The organism is Vallitalea sediminicola (assembly GCF_054408565.1).
Genome location: NZ_BTPT01000048.1, coordinates 11299 through 30215, shown reverse-complemented (window position 1 = coordinate 30215; position 18917 = coordinate 11299). Strand labels below are relative to the sequence as shown.

At 30.8% G+C, this 18917-nt stretch carries 16 protein-coding genes; 10 read left to right on the top strand and 6 right to left on the bottom strand.

Annotated elements, in window-relative coordinates:
- Positions 1 to 130: 130 nt before the first annotated feature.
- The 5 genes from ACX6CF_RS19795 to ACX6CF_RS19775 all read left to right on the top strand — a co-directional run bounded on the left by ACX6CF_RS19795 (position 131) and on the right by ACX6CF_RS19775 (position 6407).
- Entirely contained in the window at positions 131 to 1186 is a 1056-nt protein-coding gene (locus ACX6CF_RS19795) for a LacI family DNA-binding transcriptional regulator (RefSeq protein WP_458787098.1), read from the top strand.
- Between the two features lie 70 nt (positions 1187 to 1256).
- Positions 1257 to 2438 carry a 6-phosphofructokinase gene (locus ACX6CF_RS19790; RefSeq protein WP_458787097.1) on the top strand — a complete coding sequence of 394 codons (1182 nt, stop codon included), beginning with the start codon at positions 1257 to 1259 and terminating at the stop codon, positions 2436 to 2438.
- Between the two features lie 212 nt (positions 2439 to 2650).
- Positions 2651 to 3562 (top strand): triose-phosphate isomerase, encoded by a 912-nt coding sequence (locus ACX6CF_RS19785; RefSeq protein ID WP_458787096.1) that lies wholly within the window; start codon positions 2651 to 2653, stop codon positions 3560 to 3562.
- Positions 3563 to 3682: 120 nt separating this feature from the next.
- Positions 3683 to 5125, top strand: coding sequence for a lactate racemase domain-containing protein (locus ACX6CF_RS19780; RefSeq protein WP_458787095.1), 1443 nt, complete (start codon positions 3683 to 3685; stop codon positions 5123 to 5125).
- Positions 5126 to 5258: 133 nt separating this feature from the next.
- Positions 5259 to 6407 carry a class II fructose-bisphosphate aldolase gene (locus tag ACX6CF_RS19775; RefSeq protein WP_458787094.1) on the top strand — a complete coding sequence of 383 codons (1149 nt, stop codon included), beginning with the start codon at positions 5259 to 5261 and terminating at the stop codon, positions 6405 to 6407.
- Between the two features lie 109 nt (positions 6408 to 6516).
- Here ACX6CF_RS19775 and ACX6CF_RS19770 read toward each other — a convergent pair whose 3' ends face one another.
- Positions 6517 to 8343 (bottom strand): DUF885 domain-containing protein, encoded by a 1827-nt coding sequence (locus tag ACX6CF_RS19770; RefSeq protein WP_458787093.1) that lies wholly within the window; start codon positions 8341 to 8343, stop codon positions 6517 to 6519.
- A gap of 154 nt (positions 8344 to 8497) precedes the next feature.
- On the opposite strand from ACX6CF_RS19770, the gene ACX6CF_RS19765 reads away from it, so the two are divergent.
- The 3 genes from ACX6CF_RS19765 (at position 8498) to ACX6CF_RS19755 (ending at position 13267) form a co-directional block, all read left to right on the top strand.
- Complete coding sequence (locus ACX6CF_RS19765) at positions 8498 to 9769, top strand: glucose-6-phosphate isomerase (RefSeq protein ID WP_458787092.1); 1272 nt, start codon at positions 8498 to 8500, stop codon at positions 9767 to 9769.
- Positions 9770 to 10376: 607 nt separating this feature from the next.
- Positions 10377 to 12308, top strand: a complete 1932-nt coding sequence (metG, locus tag ACX6CF_RS19760; RefSeq protein WP_458787091.1) for a methionine--tRNA ligase — start codon at positions 10377 to 10379, stop codon at positions 12306 to 12308.
- A 191-nt stretch (positions 12309 to 12499) separates the two neighbouring features.
- Positions 12500 to 13267 (top strand): TatD family hydrolase, encoded by a 768-nt coding sequence (locus tag ACX6CF_RS19755; RefSeq protein ID WP_458787090.1) that lies wholly within the window; start codon positions 12500 to 12502, stop codon positions 13265 to 13267.
- Positions 13268 to 13317: 50 nt separating this feature from the next.
- On the opposite strand, the gene ACX6CF_RS19750 is transcribed toward ACX6CF_RS19755, so the two are convergent.
- A complete protein-coding gene (locus ACX6CF_RS19750) occupies positions 13318 to 13479 on the bottom strand; it encodes a hypothetical protein (RefSeq protein ID WP_458787089.1) in 162 nt (53 codons plus the stop codon).
- A 500-nt stretch (positions 13480 to 13979) separates the two neighbouring features.
- Here ACX6CF_RS19750 and rsmA point away from each other — a divergent pair, with 500 nt between their 5' ends.
- Together rsmA and ACX6CF_RS19740 are read left to right on the top strand one after the other, a co-directional pair.
- A complete protein-coding gene (rsmA, locus tag ACX6CF_RS19745) occupies positions 13980 to 14861 on the top strand; it encodes a 16S rRNA (adenine(1518)-N(6)/adenine(1519)-N(6))-dimethyltransferase RsmA (protein WP_458787088.1) in 882 nt (293 codons plus the stop codon).
- 65 nt (positions 14862 to 14926) lie between these two features.
- The gene (locus tag ACX6CF_RS19740; protein ID WP_458787087.1) at positions 14927 to 15979 is read left to right on the top strand and encodes a DUF6128 domain-containing protein; all 1053 of its coding nucleotides are present in this window, start codon (positions 14927 to 14929) and stop codon (positions 15977 to 15979) included.
- Positions 15980 to 16130: 151 nt separating this feature from the next.
- Here the strand turns inward: ACX6CF_RS19740 and pgsA are convergent, their stop codons facing one another.
- The 4 genes from pgsA to ACX6CF_RS19720 all read right to left on the bottom strand — a co-directional run bounded on the left by pgsA (position 16131) and on the right by ACX6CF_RS19720 (position 18912).
- On the bottom strand, positions 16131 to 16673 hold the full coding sequence (pgsA, locus tag ACX6CF_RS19735) for a CDP-diacylglycerol--glycerol-3-phosphate 3-phosphatidyltransferase (protein WP_458787086.1): 543 nt from the start codon (positions 16671 to 16673) through the stop codon (positions 16131 to 16133).
- Between the two features lie 182 nt (positions 16674 to 16855).
- Positions 16856 to 17989: a DUF4097 family beta strand repeat-containing protein gene (locus ACX6CF_RS19730; protein WP_458787085.1), complete on the bottom strand. Its 1134-nt coding sequence runs from the start codon at positions 17987 to 17989 to the stop codon at positions 16856 to 16858.
- Positions 17976 to 18596, bottom strand: a complete 621-nt coding sequence (locus tag ACX6CF_RS19725; protein ID WP_458787084.1) for a DUF1700 domain-containing protein — start codon at positions 18594 to 18596, stop codon at positions 17976 to 17978. The genes ACX6CF_RS19730 and ACX6CF_RS19725 overlap by 14 nt, the downstream gene beginning before the upstream one ends.
- Positions 18589 to 18912 carry a PadR family transcriptional regulator gene (locus ACX6CF_RS19720; RefSeq protein ID WP_458787083.1) on the bottom strand — a complete coding sequence of 108 codons (324 nt, stop codon included), beginning with the start codon at positions 18910 to 18912 and terminating at the stop codon, positions 18589 to 18591. Before ACX6CF_RS19720 ends, ACX6CF_RS19725 begins: the two co-directional genes overlap by 8 nt.
- Between the last annotated feature and the right edge of the window lie 5 nt (positions 18913 to 18917).

Sequence of the window (18917 nt, the reverse complement as noted above, 5' to 3'; positions counted from 1 at the left end):
CATTATCATAAATCAATCATATAACTAAAAGGCTATCATTTAATTTAATTGACAACAAAAAACTCCAATGATATAATAAACTTAATCCAAACGATTGGATTAGTTTTTACAAAGAATTGGGGAATTACAAATGTCCGTAACATTGAAAGAGATTGCTAAAAAAGCACAAGTTTCAATATCTACTGTATCCAGAGTTATCAATAACGATACTAATAAACCAGCAAGTAAAGAAACTCAGGATAAGGTTTGGAAAATAGTAAGAGAACTAGGCTATGTACCTAATCAAAACGCAAGAAATTTGATTAAAGGACAAGAAAGCATTATAGAAAACACTAATACACGAGCTATTGGTTGCATTTTTACATCAACCAAAGACACATATAATGATCCTTTCTTCTCACAAATAGCTAGAGGTATTCAAGATGAAGTATCAAAAAGAGGATATATACTTGGATATTCATTTTCATCTTGTGATATGTCGTTTTCATCATTATATAATAACTTGACAACCAATCCTGTTGATGGGGCTGTTATACTTGGAAGATTCAGCGAAGATGTCCTTAACTTCTTGAAACAGAATATCAAGAATATCGTTTATACAGGAGTCAACTATGTGGATGCAGGTTTTGATGAGGTTATATGTGATGGATATAAAGGAGCAATGGCAGCAGTAGAATATTTAATTAGTTTGGATCATAGAGAAATTGGATTTATCGGCTCAACAAAAGAGTTAGAAAATGTAATTAATGAACATAGATATGAAGGGTATTTAGATACCTTGTATAAGCACAGTGTAACGGTAAATAAAGAGTATATAGAAAATGTAGAGCTTTCTACAGCTGATGGATTCACTGGAATGGATAACATGATTAAGAGGTTAGGAAAAGATAAATTACCAACAGCGATTTTTTGCGCTAATGATTTAGTTGCTATTGGAGCAATGAAGGCACTTCATAAAAGCAATATAAAAATACCAGAAGAAATATCAATAATAGGACTTGATGATATTGAATTATCAGAATATGTAACACCTGGATTAACAACTATAAAGGTACCGAAAGTTGAACTGGGAAAATTCGCAGTAAAGATGCTTATAGATAAGATTGAAAATGGTCATACTTTACCTGTACGTGTCAATGTACCTTTTACAATTATTGAAAGAGAAAGTTGTAGAGCTATAAATTAATAACTATAGATAGCTCTCATAATTTTTTATCATATATCCAAACGTTTGGTACAAAAGGAGGAAACATCAAATGAGCAATATGCTAATCGTCCATGGCGGCGGACCTACAGTAGTAATAAACGCTTCTTTATATGGTGCTATTATGGAAGCCAAAAAAAATGAAGAAATAAAATCTATATACGGTGCACTAGGAGGTACAGCAGGATTCTTAAATGAAGATTTTGTTGATTTCAATAAAGAACCACAACAAAAAATTGAATTATTAAAGACAACACCTGCCACAGCAATTGGTACATCAAGAACACCATTATATGAAAAAGAATATAAGCAGATGGTAGAAATTCTTAAAAAGCATGATATTAAATACGTACTGTTTAATGGTGGTAATGGAACTATGGATGCTTGTGGTAACCTAGCTAAGGTAGCAAAAGAACTTGATATAAAAGTTATGGGAATACCTAAGACCATCGACAATGATTTAGCTGTTACAGACCATAGCCCAGGATTTGGAAGCATGGCAAAATATATTGCGACAGCTGTATCAGAAGTGGCACAAGATGTCAGAGCTATGCCGATACATGTTTCTATTGTGGAAGCTATGGGAAGAAATGTTGGATGGATAACTGCGGCTTCAGCACTTGCTAGAAAAAATAAAGATGATGCACCTCATATGATTTTGTTACCAGAAGTTCCTTTTAATGAGGAAGAATTTTTAGCTAAAGTTGAGGAATTATATAATAAGTTAGGTGGCGTAGTTGTAGTAGCTAGTGAAGGATTAAAAAATGAGCAAGGTAAACCTATTGTACCACCTATTTTCAAGACAGATAGAGCAACATATTTTGGAGATGTAGGTTCTTATCTTGCTGAATTAGTTATCAAAAAACTAGGTATCAAGGCAAGAAGTGAAAAACCAGGAATTGTTGGACGTGCCAGTGCTACTTTACAGTCTTCGGTTGATAGAGATGAAGCTATAGATGCAGGTAGAGAAGCTGTAAGGGCGGCTTTAGCTGGTAATACAGGTAAGATGGTTGGTATTGATAGAGTTAGTAATGAGCCATATGAATGTGAGTATATTTTAATACCTATTGAAAAGGTAATGATGGATGAAAAAGTGATGCCAAAAGAGTTTATTCATGAGAATGGAATAGATGTTACAGATTCTTTTGTTAAGTATTGTAAGCCGTTAATTGGTGGAGATATTCCTGAGTATGCTTATTTTGAGAGGAATAAGGAAGTTAGTAAGAAGATATGAAGTATTAAAGAGGGGGATAGGGGTCAGGGTAAAGTGTTACAATCACTTGCCTTACCCTGAGAAGCGGTCGGTCTGCGTGATTGTAACACTTTACCCTTCGACCGATTATTACGTAAGTATTTTAAGTTTTATTTAGATTAGTAGGAAATAGATGGAGAATACGTTTAATACTTGATTTTAGAAGTCAATAATAAAGGAAAAGAGGGAAATTTATGAAAGAAATATTTGTGAATCTTAAGAGGTTTGATGTTCCTGTTTCAAAGGGTGGTATTTGTCCTAAGGAAAGTTCCAAGGAATGGATTGAGTGGGTTATTGCTGAGAGTATTAGTAATAATCTTGGTACATTGGATGATATTACGGTTACTTATTTATTGCCGGAATGTCTTTTGATTCCTGCGATAGAGAAGTTGAATAGTTATGATGAAGATGTTAGAGCTAATATCTTTTTGGGAAGTGAGGGTGTTTATAGAGAGGATGTTGCGAAAGGTGGTAATTTTGGTGCTTTTACTACTAATCTACCAGCAGCTGCAGCTAAGAGCATGGGACTTAGTTGGTCTATAATTGGACATTCTGAGGAAAGAAAAGATAAACTTGGTATTATTGAGAGATTTGATAAGGATTATGATAGTAAAAAAGCTTCTTTTGCGGTTAATTCCATGATTAATGATGAAGTCATATGTGCGTTCAAACAAGATATCAATGTTTTGTTATGTATTGGAGAGACAGCAGAGGAAAGAGGAGAAGGGTCTTTTGAAGAGCAGAAGCCTCGTATCAAAGAAGTTTTAGAAGAGCAATTACAGTTATGTCTTGATAATACATCTGATGTAATGAAGGATAATAAGATAGTTATTGGTTATGAACCTATATGGGCGATTGGACCAGGTAAGACACCACCAGGAAAAGAGTATATAGCATTTGTTTCAGAGTGTATCAAGGATTATGTTAAGAAAGAGTTTGGATATGATATACCTGTAGTATATGGTGGAGGATTGAAGGAAGAGAATGCAACTATGATTGCAAGTATTGATACAATCAATGGTGGTTTAGTTGCACTTACAAAATTCGTTCAGCCTGTTGCATTTGAGCCAGAAGGATTAAAAAATATAATTATGAAATATTGTTAATAAGTTTACATAAACTTAGTCATAATAATGAGTAAAAGCTATAAATATCAATAAATCTCTCTGTACAGTTTGACAGTGAGTTTATATTAGGATAAATAATAAAAAAACGGAGGTAACCAAATGAAATTACAATTTGAATATGGACAAGGATTAATGGAAGCGAATTTACCAGATAATACTGATGTTTTTATTCCAGGAGAAACAGTAGCAGACCCTGAGATTATACCTGCTGAGAAATTGGAAGAGGTAACAAGACAATCTATTCTTAACCCAATAGATCTTGAGCCTATTTCTAAACAGGTTAAAAAAGGTTCAAAAGTAACTATTATCTTCCCTGATAGAGTAAAAGGCGGATTCCAAGATAATTCACATAGAAAAGTTTCTATTCCCATTATTATTGAAGAGTGTTTAAAAGCTGGAGTAGATAAGAAGGATATCAAATTAATCTGTAGTAATGGTCTTCATAGAAAGAATAGAAAAGAAGAAATCAAAAATATTCTAGGAGAAAAAGTTTTCAATGATTTTTATTATACTCATCAAATAGTTAATCATGATAGTGAAGATTGGGATAATCTTGTAGACCTTGGATATAACGAATATGGTGATAGAATAATCATGAACAAAGATGTTTATGAATCTGATTTAGCAGTTCTTATTGGACATACACTTGGTAATCCTTATGGAGGTTATTCAGGAGGATATAAACATAGTGCCACAGGAATAACTCATTGGAAATGTATAGGAGCACATCACATTCCAAGAGTAATGCATAGAGACGACTTCACACCTGTTACAAAAACAAGCTTAATGAGACAAAAATTCGACCAGATCAGCCAATACATGGAAGATAAAATGGGTAAGAAATTCTTCTGTTGTGATGCTGTACTAGATACTTATCAAAGACAGATAGCTGTTTTTTCAGGCTATGGAGAATCTATTCAACCATTATCTTGGGACGAAGCTGATAAACGTACATTTATCCCTTGGGCTGAAAAGAAATATGATGTAGTAGTTTTTGGTATGCCTCAAAATTTCCATTATGGTAATGGTCATGGAACTAACCCAATATTAATAATGCAAGCTATAGCTGCTAATATCATTCGTCATAAGAGAATATTAAGTGATAACTGTGTAGTTATATGTTCAACAATCTGTAACGGTTATTTCCATGATGAAGAGTTCCCTTCATATAGAGAAGTATATGAATTATTCCAAAAAGATTATAATAACACTTTGCCAGATGTAGAAAAATATGGAGAATACTTATCTAATAACAAAGAATACATTGATAAATATAGATATAACTATGGATATCATCCATATCATGCATTCTCAATGATATCATGTGGACATATAGCTGAGAAAAATTGTTCAGCAGTATATGCAGTAGGAGCTTATGAGCCAGGATATGCAAGAGCTATGGGTATGAAAACACGTGCTACTTTTGAAGATGCACTAAAAGATGCTAAAAAATATGTAGGAGATAACCCTAACATATTAGCTTTACCTAAGACTTTTAGAACAGCTGGTGTGCATTTAATGATGAAAGATGAAGTTTTATAGAGTAGATAATTAATAACATGGAGCTGCCTATCACCAAGAATTAATATATATAGACAGCTCCAATTAGATATAAATGAGTGTAGATACGTATTGATATTTTCATATAGAAAAATATATTCGGGAGGACATAATTATGCCAATAGTACCTTTGAGACCTTTGTTAGAAGCGACAAATAAATATAAATTTGCTCATGGAGCATTTAACGTAAATGCTGTAGCTCAAGCAGAAGCAGTTATAGAAGTTCATGAAATGTTTCGTTCAGGAGCTATTCTACAAGCTGCAGATTTAGCTAATGGATTTATGGGCGGAAGAAAAGACTTCATGAACGCAACATTAGAAGATAAAAAAATAGGAGCAAAAAGAATAGCGGATGCCGTTAGAAAAATAGGAGAGCATTCAAAAATACCTATAGTCATTCACCTTGACCATGGTAAAGATTTTGATTCTGTAAAAGCAGCTATTGATAACGGTTTTACCTCAGTTATGATTGATGGTTCTCATTTACCATATGATGAAAATGTAGAACTTACAAGAGAAGTCGTTAAATATGCTCATCCAAAAGGAGTTTCTGTTGAGGGTGAATTAGGAGTACTTGCAGGTGTTGAAGATCATGTATTCTCAGAAACATCTACATATACTAATCCAATGAAAGTGTGTGATTTCTTCAGAAAAACAGGAGTTGACTGTCTTGCTATTTCTTATGGAACAATGCACGGGGCTTCAAAAGGAAAGAATGCAAAACTTAGAAAAGAAATAGCTATAGCTTCTATGGAAAACTTGAGACATGAAGGTATTTTCGGAGCTTTAGTATCTCATGGTTCATCAACTGTTCCTAGATACATAGTAGAAGAGATTAATAACTTGGATGGAGATATTCAAAATGCATATGGTATTTCTGTAAAGGAATTGATGTCAGTCATACCTTTAGGTATAGGTAAAATTAATGTTGATACAGATATTAGATTAGCGGTTACCCGTAACATCAGAGAATATTTCGTAGGTAATCCAAGCAAACAAAAAAGTGATTCAATAGGCGGTATTTGGTCTATTATGGACAATAATAAGAGTGCATTTGACCCTAGAGTCTATTTAACACCTATCATGGATACTGTATTAACTGGAAATGAACCTGACAATGATGTTTCAGACATTACAGATTGTATCAGACGTGGTGTAAAAGAAGTAGTCGGAACTTTAATTGTTAATTTTGGCTCAGTAGGTTATGCTCCAAAAATCGAAAATGTATCATTAGAAGAAATGATCAAGAGATATAAAGGTTGATGAGCTAACAAAATATATAAAAGGGCATTGATTTAAATAATAGATGGAGCTGCCTAATGAACCGTATAATTATGGTTATCTTAGACAGCTCTATTTGAAAATGATTATTTTAACTCTTTAATTTGTCTTTAATATATTCAGATACAATTTCGTCTAATAGAAAAAGTGGAATTTCACCATTGATTAATATGACATTATGGAATTCTTTTATGTCAAAATCATCACCAAGGGATTTCATAGCTCTTTCTTTTAGATTATTGATGAAATACCTGCCATATGCATAATGTAATGTTTCACCTGGATTAGCTATTGCTCTATCTACAATGGATTCTATTTGTTCACCAAAGTATATAGAGTAAGTATTGATAATATCTTCTCTTGAAGACCCATAGTAGTGAAGATATAGATCAATCAATGTCAAAAGTGAATAAGATGCATTAAGATTATATATCATCAATTGATTTATTTGCGGGTTACCGTAATCAATGAAACCAAAAGCCAAACCTTCAATATATGATGCCCAGCCTTCAGAGAAACAGGAAAAATCAATAGCCTTTCTTATATTAGGAATATTTTCTTGTTGGTATGCAATAGAAAACTGAAAATGATGTCCAGGTATACCCTCATGACAAACAACAAGAAAATCACTAATATTTAGACTACTGTGAACTGAATTTTGTAAAAACATATTTCCGTATTTTTTTAAATCAATACTAACGGGTAGATAGAATGCACTTGGCAAATCTTTTTCCAAATAGTTAGGGATAGTTTTACTATTGATCTTTGGAATATCATAATCATAAAAGTTTTTGTTAGTCAATTCCTTGCATTTTTGGTATAACTCTTCAAAATTATTAAAAGGTTTTGGCTGTAGGTTATTTAGTTCATTAAGTTCGGGATATTTTTCTAGTATGGACTGTATTCCTCTAGAGGACTCAATAAATGAATCATTAGCCCACTCGAATAAGTCTTCTGGTGTAATGTTAGTTCCAGTATTAGCTTTTATTAGATGTGCATAATACTCTCTACCTTTTGGAAAAGTGTATACACCAGATGTAATTATTGTCTGGGACTTGATCTTCTCTAATTCTACAATTAGATTAGTATATGCAGGATAAACATATTCATTGATTGTTTTTAAACATTCAGCTTTTATAGATTTCTTTTCAGAATCTGACATATCAGGTAATTGATTAATATAATCACAGAATGCCAAGTATAGAAAATTTTCTTGTGGTGGTGTCATAAAAGCTTTGCACTGGTCAATAACTTTATTAGAAATGTATTCAGGCTGTATATAGCCTTTTTGTGATTTAGCCTGTTCACCTTTCATGAGAGCGGCAATTGATGTTGGAAATTGTTTTAATCGTGTTATAAAATTATTAGCATCAGCTTTATTTTTGATAGGAATCTGGGATAAAGTAAGAGGTATACCAATGTGGAAACCTAAGGTATGCTTAATATTATAGGTATAATCAACATATTCTTCACCTTCAATATTAAGTTCCAAATAATATTGAACTATTTTATAGGAAAATTGCTGATCCTTAGTTAATCCATGCATATTAAAAGTATTGAGGGTTTTTAGATTATTACGAAGATTATCATATTGCGCTTGTAAAGCTTCATCGCTAAAATCATCTAATTTATCTGAGGTATCTTGTAATCCGAATTCCTTTGGAGAAGATATAAGCATAGACATCTCCAGTGGAGAAGATGTGATGTACTCTTTAAACATGTTATCAAGAAATATATTAAACCTACTACTATCGTCTATCTTAATATTTTCTGTAATCTGTTTTTCAGATGGTAAGTCAGGTATATATGTTATATCATCATTAGGTTTTTTAGTACAACCTTGAAGAGTTAGTGAAATCAATAAAAAAATACTTAAAATACTAACTATAGTTTTATTCTTGAAATTAATTTTGCCCATTAGTTTCTCCCCTTTAAGGTGAATGTTAAATTGAAATTAGATTATTACTATTAAATTATGTTCATTATAACAATTATATTCAGTTAAATCAGATTAAATAACGTAATCAATTAATTTTAAAAATATCATTTTCATATTATTAGGAGGTTTTAAAATGAAGTCAATATGTTTAGATTATTCCAATGTAGATAAATATATAAACAACGAAGAACTACAAAAAAGAATTGAAGACGAGAAACAATTACTAGAAAATTGTATGAAATCAAAAGCAACAGATTCTGATTCAATGGGATGGATTAATACCTATCACTCTAATGATGAGGATATGTTAAAGAAAATAGAGGATAAAGCAGCAGAAATAAGAGAAAATGCAGATGTTTTCATACTAATAGGTGTAGGAGGTTCCAATCAAGGAGCTAGAGCAGTTATAAAAGCCATGGGAGATAGCAAAGTAGATATCCTATACGCTGGTAATAACCTGTCACCAACATACCTTAATAACATAATGGATAAAATAAAAAACAAATCTGTCTACGTTAATGTAATAGCTAAGAATTTTGCTACACTAGAACCTGGAATCACATTTAGAGTACTTAGACAATATCTAGAAAAGACATACGGTGAACAAGAAGCCGCTAAAAGAATAATAGCTACAGGTTCATTGAATGGAAGTTCATTAGAGAAGCTAGGAAAGATGAAAGGATACACCCTACTTCCTTTCCCACTTGACGTTGGAGGAAGATTTTCCGTCCTAACCCCTGTAGGTCTTCTGCCTATCGCTGTATCAGGAGTAGATATAAGACAACTCCTACTAGGTGCAAGTGAAATGGAAAAGTCAATCCACTCCGCAAGCCTTAATAATAATGACGTAATCAACTATGCCCTAATAAGAAACATGCTCCTAGAAAAAGGATACAACATTGAGGTATTAGGGATATTCGAACCATTAATGGAATACTTCAACAAATGGTGGGTTCAATTATTTGGTGAGAGTGAAGGAAAAATCGGAAAAGGTATTTATCCATCATCATGCTCATTCTCAGAAGACCTTCATTCGCTTGGACAATATATTCAAGATGGACAAAAAATATTATTTGAAACATTTATCAATATAGAAGATATGGAATCCAGCTATCCTATCCCACTTGAAAATGAGGACATAGATGAATTCAATTATCTAAACGGTAAGGACTTCAGTTTCCTCAACAAGAGTGCATATGATGCTACAGTCAAAGCTCACTACGAAGGTAGAGTTCCTGTTTTAGCATTGAATGTACCTAAGCTAACACCTTACTATATGGGTCAACTATTCTATTTCTTTGAATTTGGTTGTTATCTATCAGCTACCATATTACGAGTTAATCCATTCAACCAACCAGGCGTAGAAGCTTATAAGACTAATATGTTTAAGACTTTGAAGGCTTAAGAAATTTGTAGGATTAATTCTGGGTATTAGAGATAGGTAGTTTTAATCGACAACGGTTGTATGGGAAAACCATATATAGTGATAATCACTCTCGTTACATTTGTTGTCCTTATCTGTTTTAAAGGAATGACAACAAGCTGTAAAAATCGTTCTTATCACTATATATGGTTATTAATATATTTGCCACTCTTGATGGAGTAAGAACAGTAACTTCAGTATGGGAAGCGGTGAACGTATCCACCAGAGAAAGTAGTATAGGGTTCATTTTACGAAGACCGGTCCTTGGAGTAAGGCGAAGTAAAATGAACCCTATACTACATCCCTATATAACCGTTAGTCCACATACATAAAAAAACTATCCCCAAACATATGACACCCCTATACATCTGTTAGTCCACCATAATACAACCAAACAAATCAACATACACAAAAAGCTATACTTCCAATGCAAAAAATACTTTGCATTTTTTTTGTTAAAACTATATAATATATCATAACGATAAAAGCACGATTATTACTATATAATAGGATAAAACTTATGAATCATAAATAATTACTCTATTTACGTAGATAATAATCATAAGAAAAACGAACGGAGGAACTTCAAATGGCAAAAAAACCATTTTACATTACAACACCAATATACTATCCAAGTGATAAGTTGCATATAGGTCATTCATATACAACTGTAGCTGCTGACACTATGGCTAGGTACAAGCGAATGCGTGGTTATGATGTCATGTTTTTAACTGGAACAGATGAACATGGACAAAAAATAGAGAAAGTTGCTAACAAACAGGGGATAACTCCTAAAAAATATGTGGATAACATTGTGGATTGGATAAAAGATCTGTGGAAAACTATGGATATTTCATATGATAAATTCATAAGAACAACAGACAAAGAACACGAAGAAACTGTACAAAAAATATTCAAAGACTTATACGATAAAGGTGATATCTACAAGGGTTCATACGAAGGATGGTACTGTACTCCTTGTGAATCATTTTTCACTGAGAGACAACTAGAAGATGGAAAATGCCCAGATTGTGGACGACCTGTGGATAAAGTTAAAGAAGAAGCCTATTTCTTCAAACTTTCCAAGTATCAAGACCAACTAATAGAATACATTGAATCACACGAAGAATTCATTCAGCCAAAAACAAGACAAAACGAAATGCTTAATAACTTCCTAAGACCAGGACTTGAAGATTTATGCGTTTCTAGAACATCATTTGAATGGGGTATTCCTGTAGAATTCGATAAGGGACATGTAGTATATGTATGGTTGGATGCATTATCAAACTATATATCAGCACTAGGTTATCACTCAGATAACGATGAAAAATATAAAAAATATTGGCCTGTAGATGTACATTTAGTAGGAAAAGAAATCGTAAGATTCCATACTATAATATGGCCAGCTATGTTGATGGCACTTGGTGAGCCTTTGCCAAAACAAGTATTTGGACATGGATGGTTAGTAATAAACGGTGGTAAAATGTCAAAATCCAAGGGTAATGTAGTAGACCCTAAGATACTAGTAGATAGATATGGTTCAGATTCAATAAGATATTTTTTGATGAGAGAAATCGCTTTTGGACAAGATGGTAACTTCACTAATGAAACACTTATCCAGAGAATTAATTCAGACCTTGCCAATGATTTAGGTAATTTAGTATCAAGAACGGTTGCCATGATCAAAAAATATTTTGGTGACGAATTCTATACTAAATTTGAAGCTACTGAATATGATTCTGAAGTAGAAAAGATGGCAGAAGATACTGTAGAAAAAGTTGAAACTGTAATGGAACAATTATTCTTTAGTGATGCATTAGTTGAAATATGGAATTTAGTAAGAAGAACAAACAAATATATTGACGAAACAAGACCTTGGGTATTAGCTAAAGATGAAGATAAAAAACCAGAACTTGCAAATGTTCTTTATCATTTAGCAGAAAACCTTAGAATAATATCAATACTTATTGAACCTTTTATGCCTAATACACCAAAACTAATGAGAGAACAATTAGGGATAACAGATGAAGATATCATGACTTGGGAAAGTACTAAAAAATGGGGTAGACTATCTAAGGATATAAAAGTTAATCAAGGTAATATCATATTCCCAAGAATAGATATCACTAAAGAAATAAAAGAATTAGAAGAAGCCCAAAAAGCTGGAAAAGAAGAACCAAAAGAAGTAAAAGAGGAAGATTATATCTCTATAGATGATTTTGCAAAAGTAGAATTAAAAGTTGGAGAAGTAATTGAATGTAATAAAGTAGAAGGTGCTGATAAATTATTAGTATCTAAAATAAAAATAGGCAGTGAGGTAAGACAAATAGTATCAGGTATAGCAAAAAGTTATTCACCTGGTGAAATGATAGGTAAAAAGGTTATTGTAGTAACTAACCTAAAACCAGTTAAATTAAGAGGGGTCTTATCAGAAGGTATGATATTAGCTGCTTCACTTAAGAAAAACTTAGTTGTAGCAACTGTTGATGGTGATATCAATAGTGGAGCTATTGTAAGGTAACTAATAAATCCGCCGGATAATGGATTAGGTTAAGTTGGGTGTATGTACTATTATTATGTATATACACCCAATTATCTTGTTTTATAGGAAACGCCTGCAAGTAATAATAAAACGACGGAATATTACCTTATACTATCGGAGCGACTGTTAAGTACTTTATTCTAGTAGTAATATAAATAGAGGTGAGAACAATGATTTTTGAAAGTCATGCTCATTATGATGATGAGAAATTTGATATTGATAGAGATGATTTATTGGAGCGTTTACCAAATGAAGAAGTAGAATATATAATTAATGTAGCAGCCAACATTGATTCTTCATATAAATGTGTTGAATTAGCAAAAAAATATGATTATATATATGCAGCTGTAGGTGTTCATCCAGATGATGTAAAAAACATGAAAAAAGAAGATCTAAAAACAATTACTGAATTGTCAGCCTATGACAAAGTTGTATCTATTGGAGAAATAGGACTTGATTATTATTATGAAAATTCTACAAAAGAAATCCAGAAGTTGTGGTTCAGTGAACAAATAAAGATAGCAAAAGAATTACAATTACCTATAATAGTGCACAGCAGAGAAGCGGCAAAAGATACTATGGATATTATTAAATCAACTGATGCGAAACAAACTGGTGGCGTAATTCATTGTTACTCAGGAAGTATAGAACAAGCACGAGAATATGTTGAAATGGGACTCTATATTGGTGTTGGTGGTGTCGTGACTTTTAAAAACGCTAATAAGCTAAAAGAAGTAGTAAGAGAGATATCCATTAATAACATTTTAATAGAAACTGACTCTCCATATTTAGCACCAGTGCCAAATAGAGGTAAAAGAAATGATTCCAGCAATCTAAAATATATTGCTCAGCAAATAGCTGAATTAAAAGATATGTCTTATGAAGAAGTAATAGAAAACACTTATGAAAATGCAAAAAAACTTTTTAAGATTAAATGATAATAGTTTTAGGGTTAAGCCATAATAAGTATTATGGCTAACCCTGCTTACTAGTTGCTTTTTTCTATTTCTGACATTAATTCCTCTAATAGTAAATCAATTTGTTTCGACATTTCTATTACATCAGTATCAATAGTAAGCTTACTATTAATTTGACTGATGATATAAGATAGATTTTCGTTTACTTGATAAATTATTTCAGTACTTTGCATAGAAGGCACCTCACTTAACTTTTGATATCATATTAATAGGAATCTGAATAACTTAATAATTAAATTTAGTACGTTGATATTGAAGTGATAATAGGTAATATAAATTGTGCGAATAAGAGATAATTAGTACAGGAATAGAGCTTAATATACTTTTATGTAAAAATAATATTGTTTATATATATATTTTATCATATAAATCGAATATATAAAGAAAAAAATGTAAATTTTTATAAAAACTCGAAAAATTAATTATTTTTATATGTTTTGTTTATGAATTAAACCAAATGACACCATTATACAATATATAGTATAGAATACAATTAACTAACCGTATATATTGTATATAAATGTAAAATACTGGAATTTATTATAGTGCATTAACGACAATAAAATTATATTCATAATTGGTGAAATATGATAACGATTCATTATATTAATAATATAATATCCATTCATACCCAATTTATTTCCAAAACTACGTAAATAAAATAATAAAAGAGGTGATTTATATCATAGAATCAATTGCTTCTCCTAAAAAAACCATAGAAATAATAAAAAAATATGATTTTGCATTCCAGAAAAAATTTGGTCAAAATTTTCTGATAGATTCCCATGTTTTAAATAAGATCGTTACTTCTTCAGATATCAATAAAGAAGATGTAGTAATAGAAATTGGTCCGGGAATAGGAAGTCTTACTCAACAATTAGCAGAAAATGCAAAACAAGTAATAGCAATAGAAATTGATAAGAAGCTCATACCTATATTAGAAGATACTTTAAGTGATTATAATAATATAACTATTATCAATGAGGATATTCTGAAAGTTGATCTAGTTAAATTGGTAAGAGAAAAAAATAATAATAAGCCTATAAAAGTGGTTGCTAATCTTCCATATTACATTACAACTCCTATTATAATGGGGTTATTTGAAAGTAATGTTCCTGTAGATAGTATTACAGTAATGGTTCAAAAAGAAGTTGCCGATAGGATGAAAGCAAAACCAGGGACTAAGGATTATGGAGCTCTATCTTTAGCTGTCGGGTATTATAGCGAACCATATATTGTTGCTAATGTACCACCTAATTGTTTTATGCCAAGACCCAAGATAGGTTCGGCAGTAATCAAGTTAACAAAATATAAGCAACCTCCAGTAGAAGCTAAAGATGTTAAATTATTGTTTAGAATCATTAGAGCATCTTTTAATCAAAGAAGAAAGACCCTTATCAATGGACTATATAATAATCTAGAGGGTATATTTGAAAAAGAACAATTAAAACAAGCTATAGAAGATATAGGTTTGAAACAAAATGTAAGAGGAGAAACTCTTAGCCTAGAAGAATTTTCTAATTTAGCAAACAAGTTATATGAGTTAATTAAATAAAATGAATTATTATCTATACTAAAACCCCCTTAACATAAATATAAATGTATAAAGGGGGTTTTAATGTGCAATCAAACAATTATAATCGGCAAGTCATCGATTTAAAGCAAGAGGATAAAGGATATGTTTCTGTAGGAAACAAATCTTATGGATATTGTAAAATAGAAACAAGAGGTAACAAGTGTAGAATTAAATTATCTGTGAATGGGCTTATAAAAACAAATAATAATATATATAAAGCTTGTCTTATAAAAACTACTCAGAGTAGCAGTGATATCATACCTATTGGAGTTATTGAATTAGATAAGAATAATTTTGCCAATTTGAATATTAATACTGATACTAATAACATTATGAAAAAAAATATATCAATTGATGATATTTCAATCATTGCTATAATATGTAAAGAAAATGACAACAATTTTAGATTTCCTTTAGTAGGATATATAAAAGAAATAGATTATCCTTGGAAAAGAAATATTAATATAAATAAAAAAAATAGGAGCCAGCAAATAGTAGAAAAATCTCTAATCAAAGAAGATAGAATTGAAGAAAATAAAGCAATTGAGGTAAATTTAAAAGATGATAAAACAGATATTAACAACCCAAGAACTAATACAACTAAAGCAAAAACTAATGCTGACGTATATAATAGAGAAACTGGAAATGATAAGTCTGTAGAAATCGATGATATAGGGAACCAAACTTTTGACATAATAAAAGATCATTTTGATGAAAAGGAATTAACTAAAATATATGATAATATATTTAAAGAATATCCAAAAATGAAACCATTTGAGGGCAAGTATTCAGATATAGAATGGATTCGTATAGAACCAGCAGATATCATATATTTCCCTATAGAATCATGGTTGCTTACAAATAATACCTTTTTGCTTAATGCGTATAGAAAATATAAGCATCTAATACTAGGAAGAGATATGGATTGTGATAGAGGAAAGCCATATTTTATTCTTGGAGTACCTGGAATATACTATCCAAAAGATAAGGTAGCCGCATATTTCTATGGATTCAAAAATTTTGTATGCTGTTCTGGTGCCAAAACTAAATCAGGAGAATACGGATATTGGATAAAAGAAATAGATTGTCCAATGTAATTAAATTGTAATGCTATTGACATCTAAAGTACACATAAAAATGATAATATAATTATGAAAACTATCCCCCCTTTTATTTATGATAAATTAACAAATTTTTATCCTACCGCCGTGGTAGGATTTTTTTTGCAAAAAAAACTACTGATTCATTTTAATCAGTAGTAGTTTTTTTCCTTACATTTCTAAAATAATAACCAACATAGCTAGAAAGAGCAATCAACTCTAATATTATTGCTATGAACATAACTGAGATACTTATAAAATGATCAGGTAAAACAATTATTAAAAATATAGCAGCTGAAAATATTACAGTTGCGAGTTTACCAAATTTGTTAGATGGTATAACCGTTTTTTCTTTTCTGAGATACAAGAAAATACCTGATAAAACAAGACAAGTTTCTTTTATTAAAATTATTAGTAATACCCAAATAGGTATATATTCTGAAAAATATAAACACCCTAATGTAGTTACCAGCATAAGCTTATCTGCTAAAGGGTCCAAGACTATTCCAACAACTGAAACTACATTATATTTTCTTGCAAGATATCCATCTACAAAATCAGTAAAACTAGCAGCTAAGAATATTATCAAAGCATAGATATGAGCATTCTCCCCCGATGAAAAGAAAACTACAGGAAATAGTGGCACAAGGAACATTCTAATTATGGTTAGAATATTTGGTACATACTTCATTGTTATTCCCCCTTGTAAATTGCATAATTACATAATTAATATGATATGATTATTATATATAAAAGATAAATTCAAGTCTATAGTTTTAGATATATTAATTATTTTTTTTGCAACTTACAGGGTAAAAAGAATATTATTACTATACAATAAAGATTATTTTTTGTTATGTGATACCTATAATTCTATTTTTTTCTAATTGTTATATCTCCCATATCACAGTCAACATTGTAGTTGCTTTTTTTAGAAGTTGTAGGTAAATCAGATTTTATGCTTCCCATGGAAACGTTTGTGGATATGACTGAATTATCATTATCATACAGTTCTATCTCAATACTTCCCAAGTCAGAAGAAATATTGAAAGAATCTATCGTTTGTTTAAAAGATGCTGTTATAGCTCCCAAATCAGAGTCCAGGTCACAATTGTTAATCTTACCATTTGAAACTATGTTAATACTTCCCATATCTGTGCTGGCAGTACAATCATTGATGGTATTATTAGATTCCATATATATAAAACCACCACTAGTAGAGATTTTTAATTTATCAACATCAGCATTATTATAATAATTTATTTCTCCCATTGAACTATTTAGGATAACAGATTCTTTGGAATTAGCAAGAGTGATGTTTATTTTACCTAAGCTAGAAGTCAAATTGATGTTTTTAACATCAGAGAAAAATTCACTGTTATTAATTTCTCCAAGATTATTATTGATATATAAGTTATCTAATTCAAAGTCATTAGGAACGTAAATTGTTATATCGTTTTTAAAATTACTTGTATTCATGCTACCAAAGAAATTTTTGGTAATTATTCTCTGAGTAATATCTAGAGTATTGTTGCTAACATCAGTATTGTAATTAATAGAGTAATTATTAGTTTGGGGTTTTGTATAGATGTATTTAACCTTTATATCTTTTCTATCTTCCTGTTTGAAAACAATTCTAGCTGCATCAGTATTAATAGATATTTTCTCTAAATCTTGACAGTTAAAATTATCAACTATAGTATCTCCTGTTTTATCATAAATTTCATGATCAAAATCAGTAATATTGGAATCGTGTATACTTTCGTCGATGGAATCTTCGATTATTCCTTTAACTTGGTTTGGTATAAAAGGTAGATTGTATAACCAATCATAATCATCATTATCTTTAGTAGTATTATCATTATTATTATTATTTGAATAAAATGGATTAAATCCAAAATAACCTACTGTACTAATGTGATTAGTCGAGGCATATGCAATAATTCCAAAAAAAGATGCAACTAAGGTTATTGAAAATATTATAGTAAGATTTTTAAGCTTTTTCATAACTATCTCTCCTTACGATTCGTTTGTTCCATTCAATATACTTGGTAGTAAAATTAGCATAGAGTTTAATCAACATGATAGTTCCTATAATGATAAGTCCACCAGCACTTCCTATAAAGATAAAGAATAGAAATCCTAAAAATGGGTGAGCTATAACATCAAAAGGTATGGAAACATATATCATCGGTGATTTGAAAACACTAACAATCAATATAACTACACTCGATAGTACTAAAGCTATTCCAACGATGAAAAAGGCTGCTAACACAGCCCAGAGAGCTATAAAAAATCCTATCATTATTAAGTTGAAAAAAATTACTCCAATCAATATTCCTATAGAATACTGACTCCCATTACTTGTATAAGTCGTAGTGCTAGAAGTATTCGTTGAATAATTATTCTTCTCTTTTGTATGTAAATTAGGAATGTACCCAGCTGCAATTGTTTCTGGATCACCAAGTTCATTTGATATCTCTTCTTCGGTTTTTCCATCAGATAATCCTGATTTGAAGTGTTCTTCATAGTCATACATAATGTCTCTACGTTCATCATATGGAAGAGATTCAAGTAGTATATCCAATTTTTCTAAATACTCATTCTTATTCACTTATATCTTCCTCCTCAATCAAAGAATTAACTCTTGAAACAAAGTCATACCACTCATCACTTAGTTCTTCTTTTGCTTCATGTCCTTTTTTTGTAAGTGTGTAATATTTTCTAGGTGGACCCTCGGAAGATTCTTTGAGGTAAGTTTCAAAATAATTCTCTTTTGTTAATCTTCTTAATAAAGGATATATAGTTCCTTCTGATATTCTTACGTTATTGGATATCTTTTTGACTAACTCATAACCATAATAATCGTCTCTTGAGAGTAGAGATAATACACATAACTCTAATACGCCTTTCTTAAACTGTATATTCATTTATT

Coding starts and splice junctions, on each gene's coding strand:
- ACX6CF_RS19755 (WP_458787090.1), top strand. CDS start 12,500: ATGATTTTTGAAAGTCATGCTCATTATGATGATGAGAAATTTGATATT.
- ACX6CF_RS19780 (WP_458787095.1), top strand. CDS start 3,683: ATGAAATTACAATTTGAATATGGACAAGGATTAATGGAAGCGAATTTA.
- ACX6CF_RS19785 (WP_458787096.1), top strand. CDS start 2,651: ATGAAAGAAATATTTGTGAATCTTAAGAGGTTTGATGTTCCTGTTTCA.
- ACX6CF_RS19765 (WP_458787092.1), top strand. CDS start 8,498: ATGAAGTCAATATGTTTAGATTATTCCAATGTAGATAAATATATAAAC.
- ACX6CF_RS19720 (WP_458787083.1), bottom strand. CDS start 18,912: ATGAATATACAGTTTAAGAAAGGCGTATTAGAGTTATGTGTATTATCT.
- ACX6CF_RS19730 (WP_458787085.1), bottom strand. CDS start 17,989: ATGAAAAAGCTTAAAAATCTTACTATAATATTTTCAATAACCTTAGTT.
- ACX6CF_RS19770 (WP_458787093.1), bottom strand. CDS start 8,343: ATGGGCAAAATTAATTTCAAGAATAAAACTATAGTTAGTATTTTAAGT.
- pgsA (WP_458787086.1), bottom strand. CDS start 16,673: ATGAAGTATGTACCAAATATTCTAACCATAATTAGAATGTTCCTTGTG.
- ACX6CF_RS19750 (WP_458787089.1), bottom strand. CDS start 13,479: ATGCAAAGTACTGAAATAATTTATCAAGTAAACGAAAATCTATCTTAT.
- ACX6CF_RS19790 (WP_458787097.1), top strand. CDS start 1,257: ATGAGCAATATGCTAATCGTCCATGGCGGCGGACCTACAGTAGTAATA.
- ACX6CF_RS19775 (WP_458787094.1), top strand. CDS start 5,259: ATGCCAATAGTACCTTTGAGACCTTTGTTAGAAGCGACAAATAAATAT.
- metG (WP_458787091.1), top strand. CDS start 10,377: ATGGCAAAAAAACCATTTTACATTACAACACCAATATACTATCCAAGT.
- ACX6CF_RS19795 (WP_458787098.1), top strand. CDS start 131: ATGTCCGTAACATTGAAAGAGATTGCTAAAAAAGCACAAGTTTCAATA.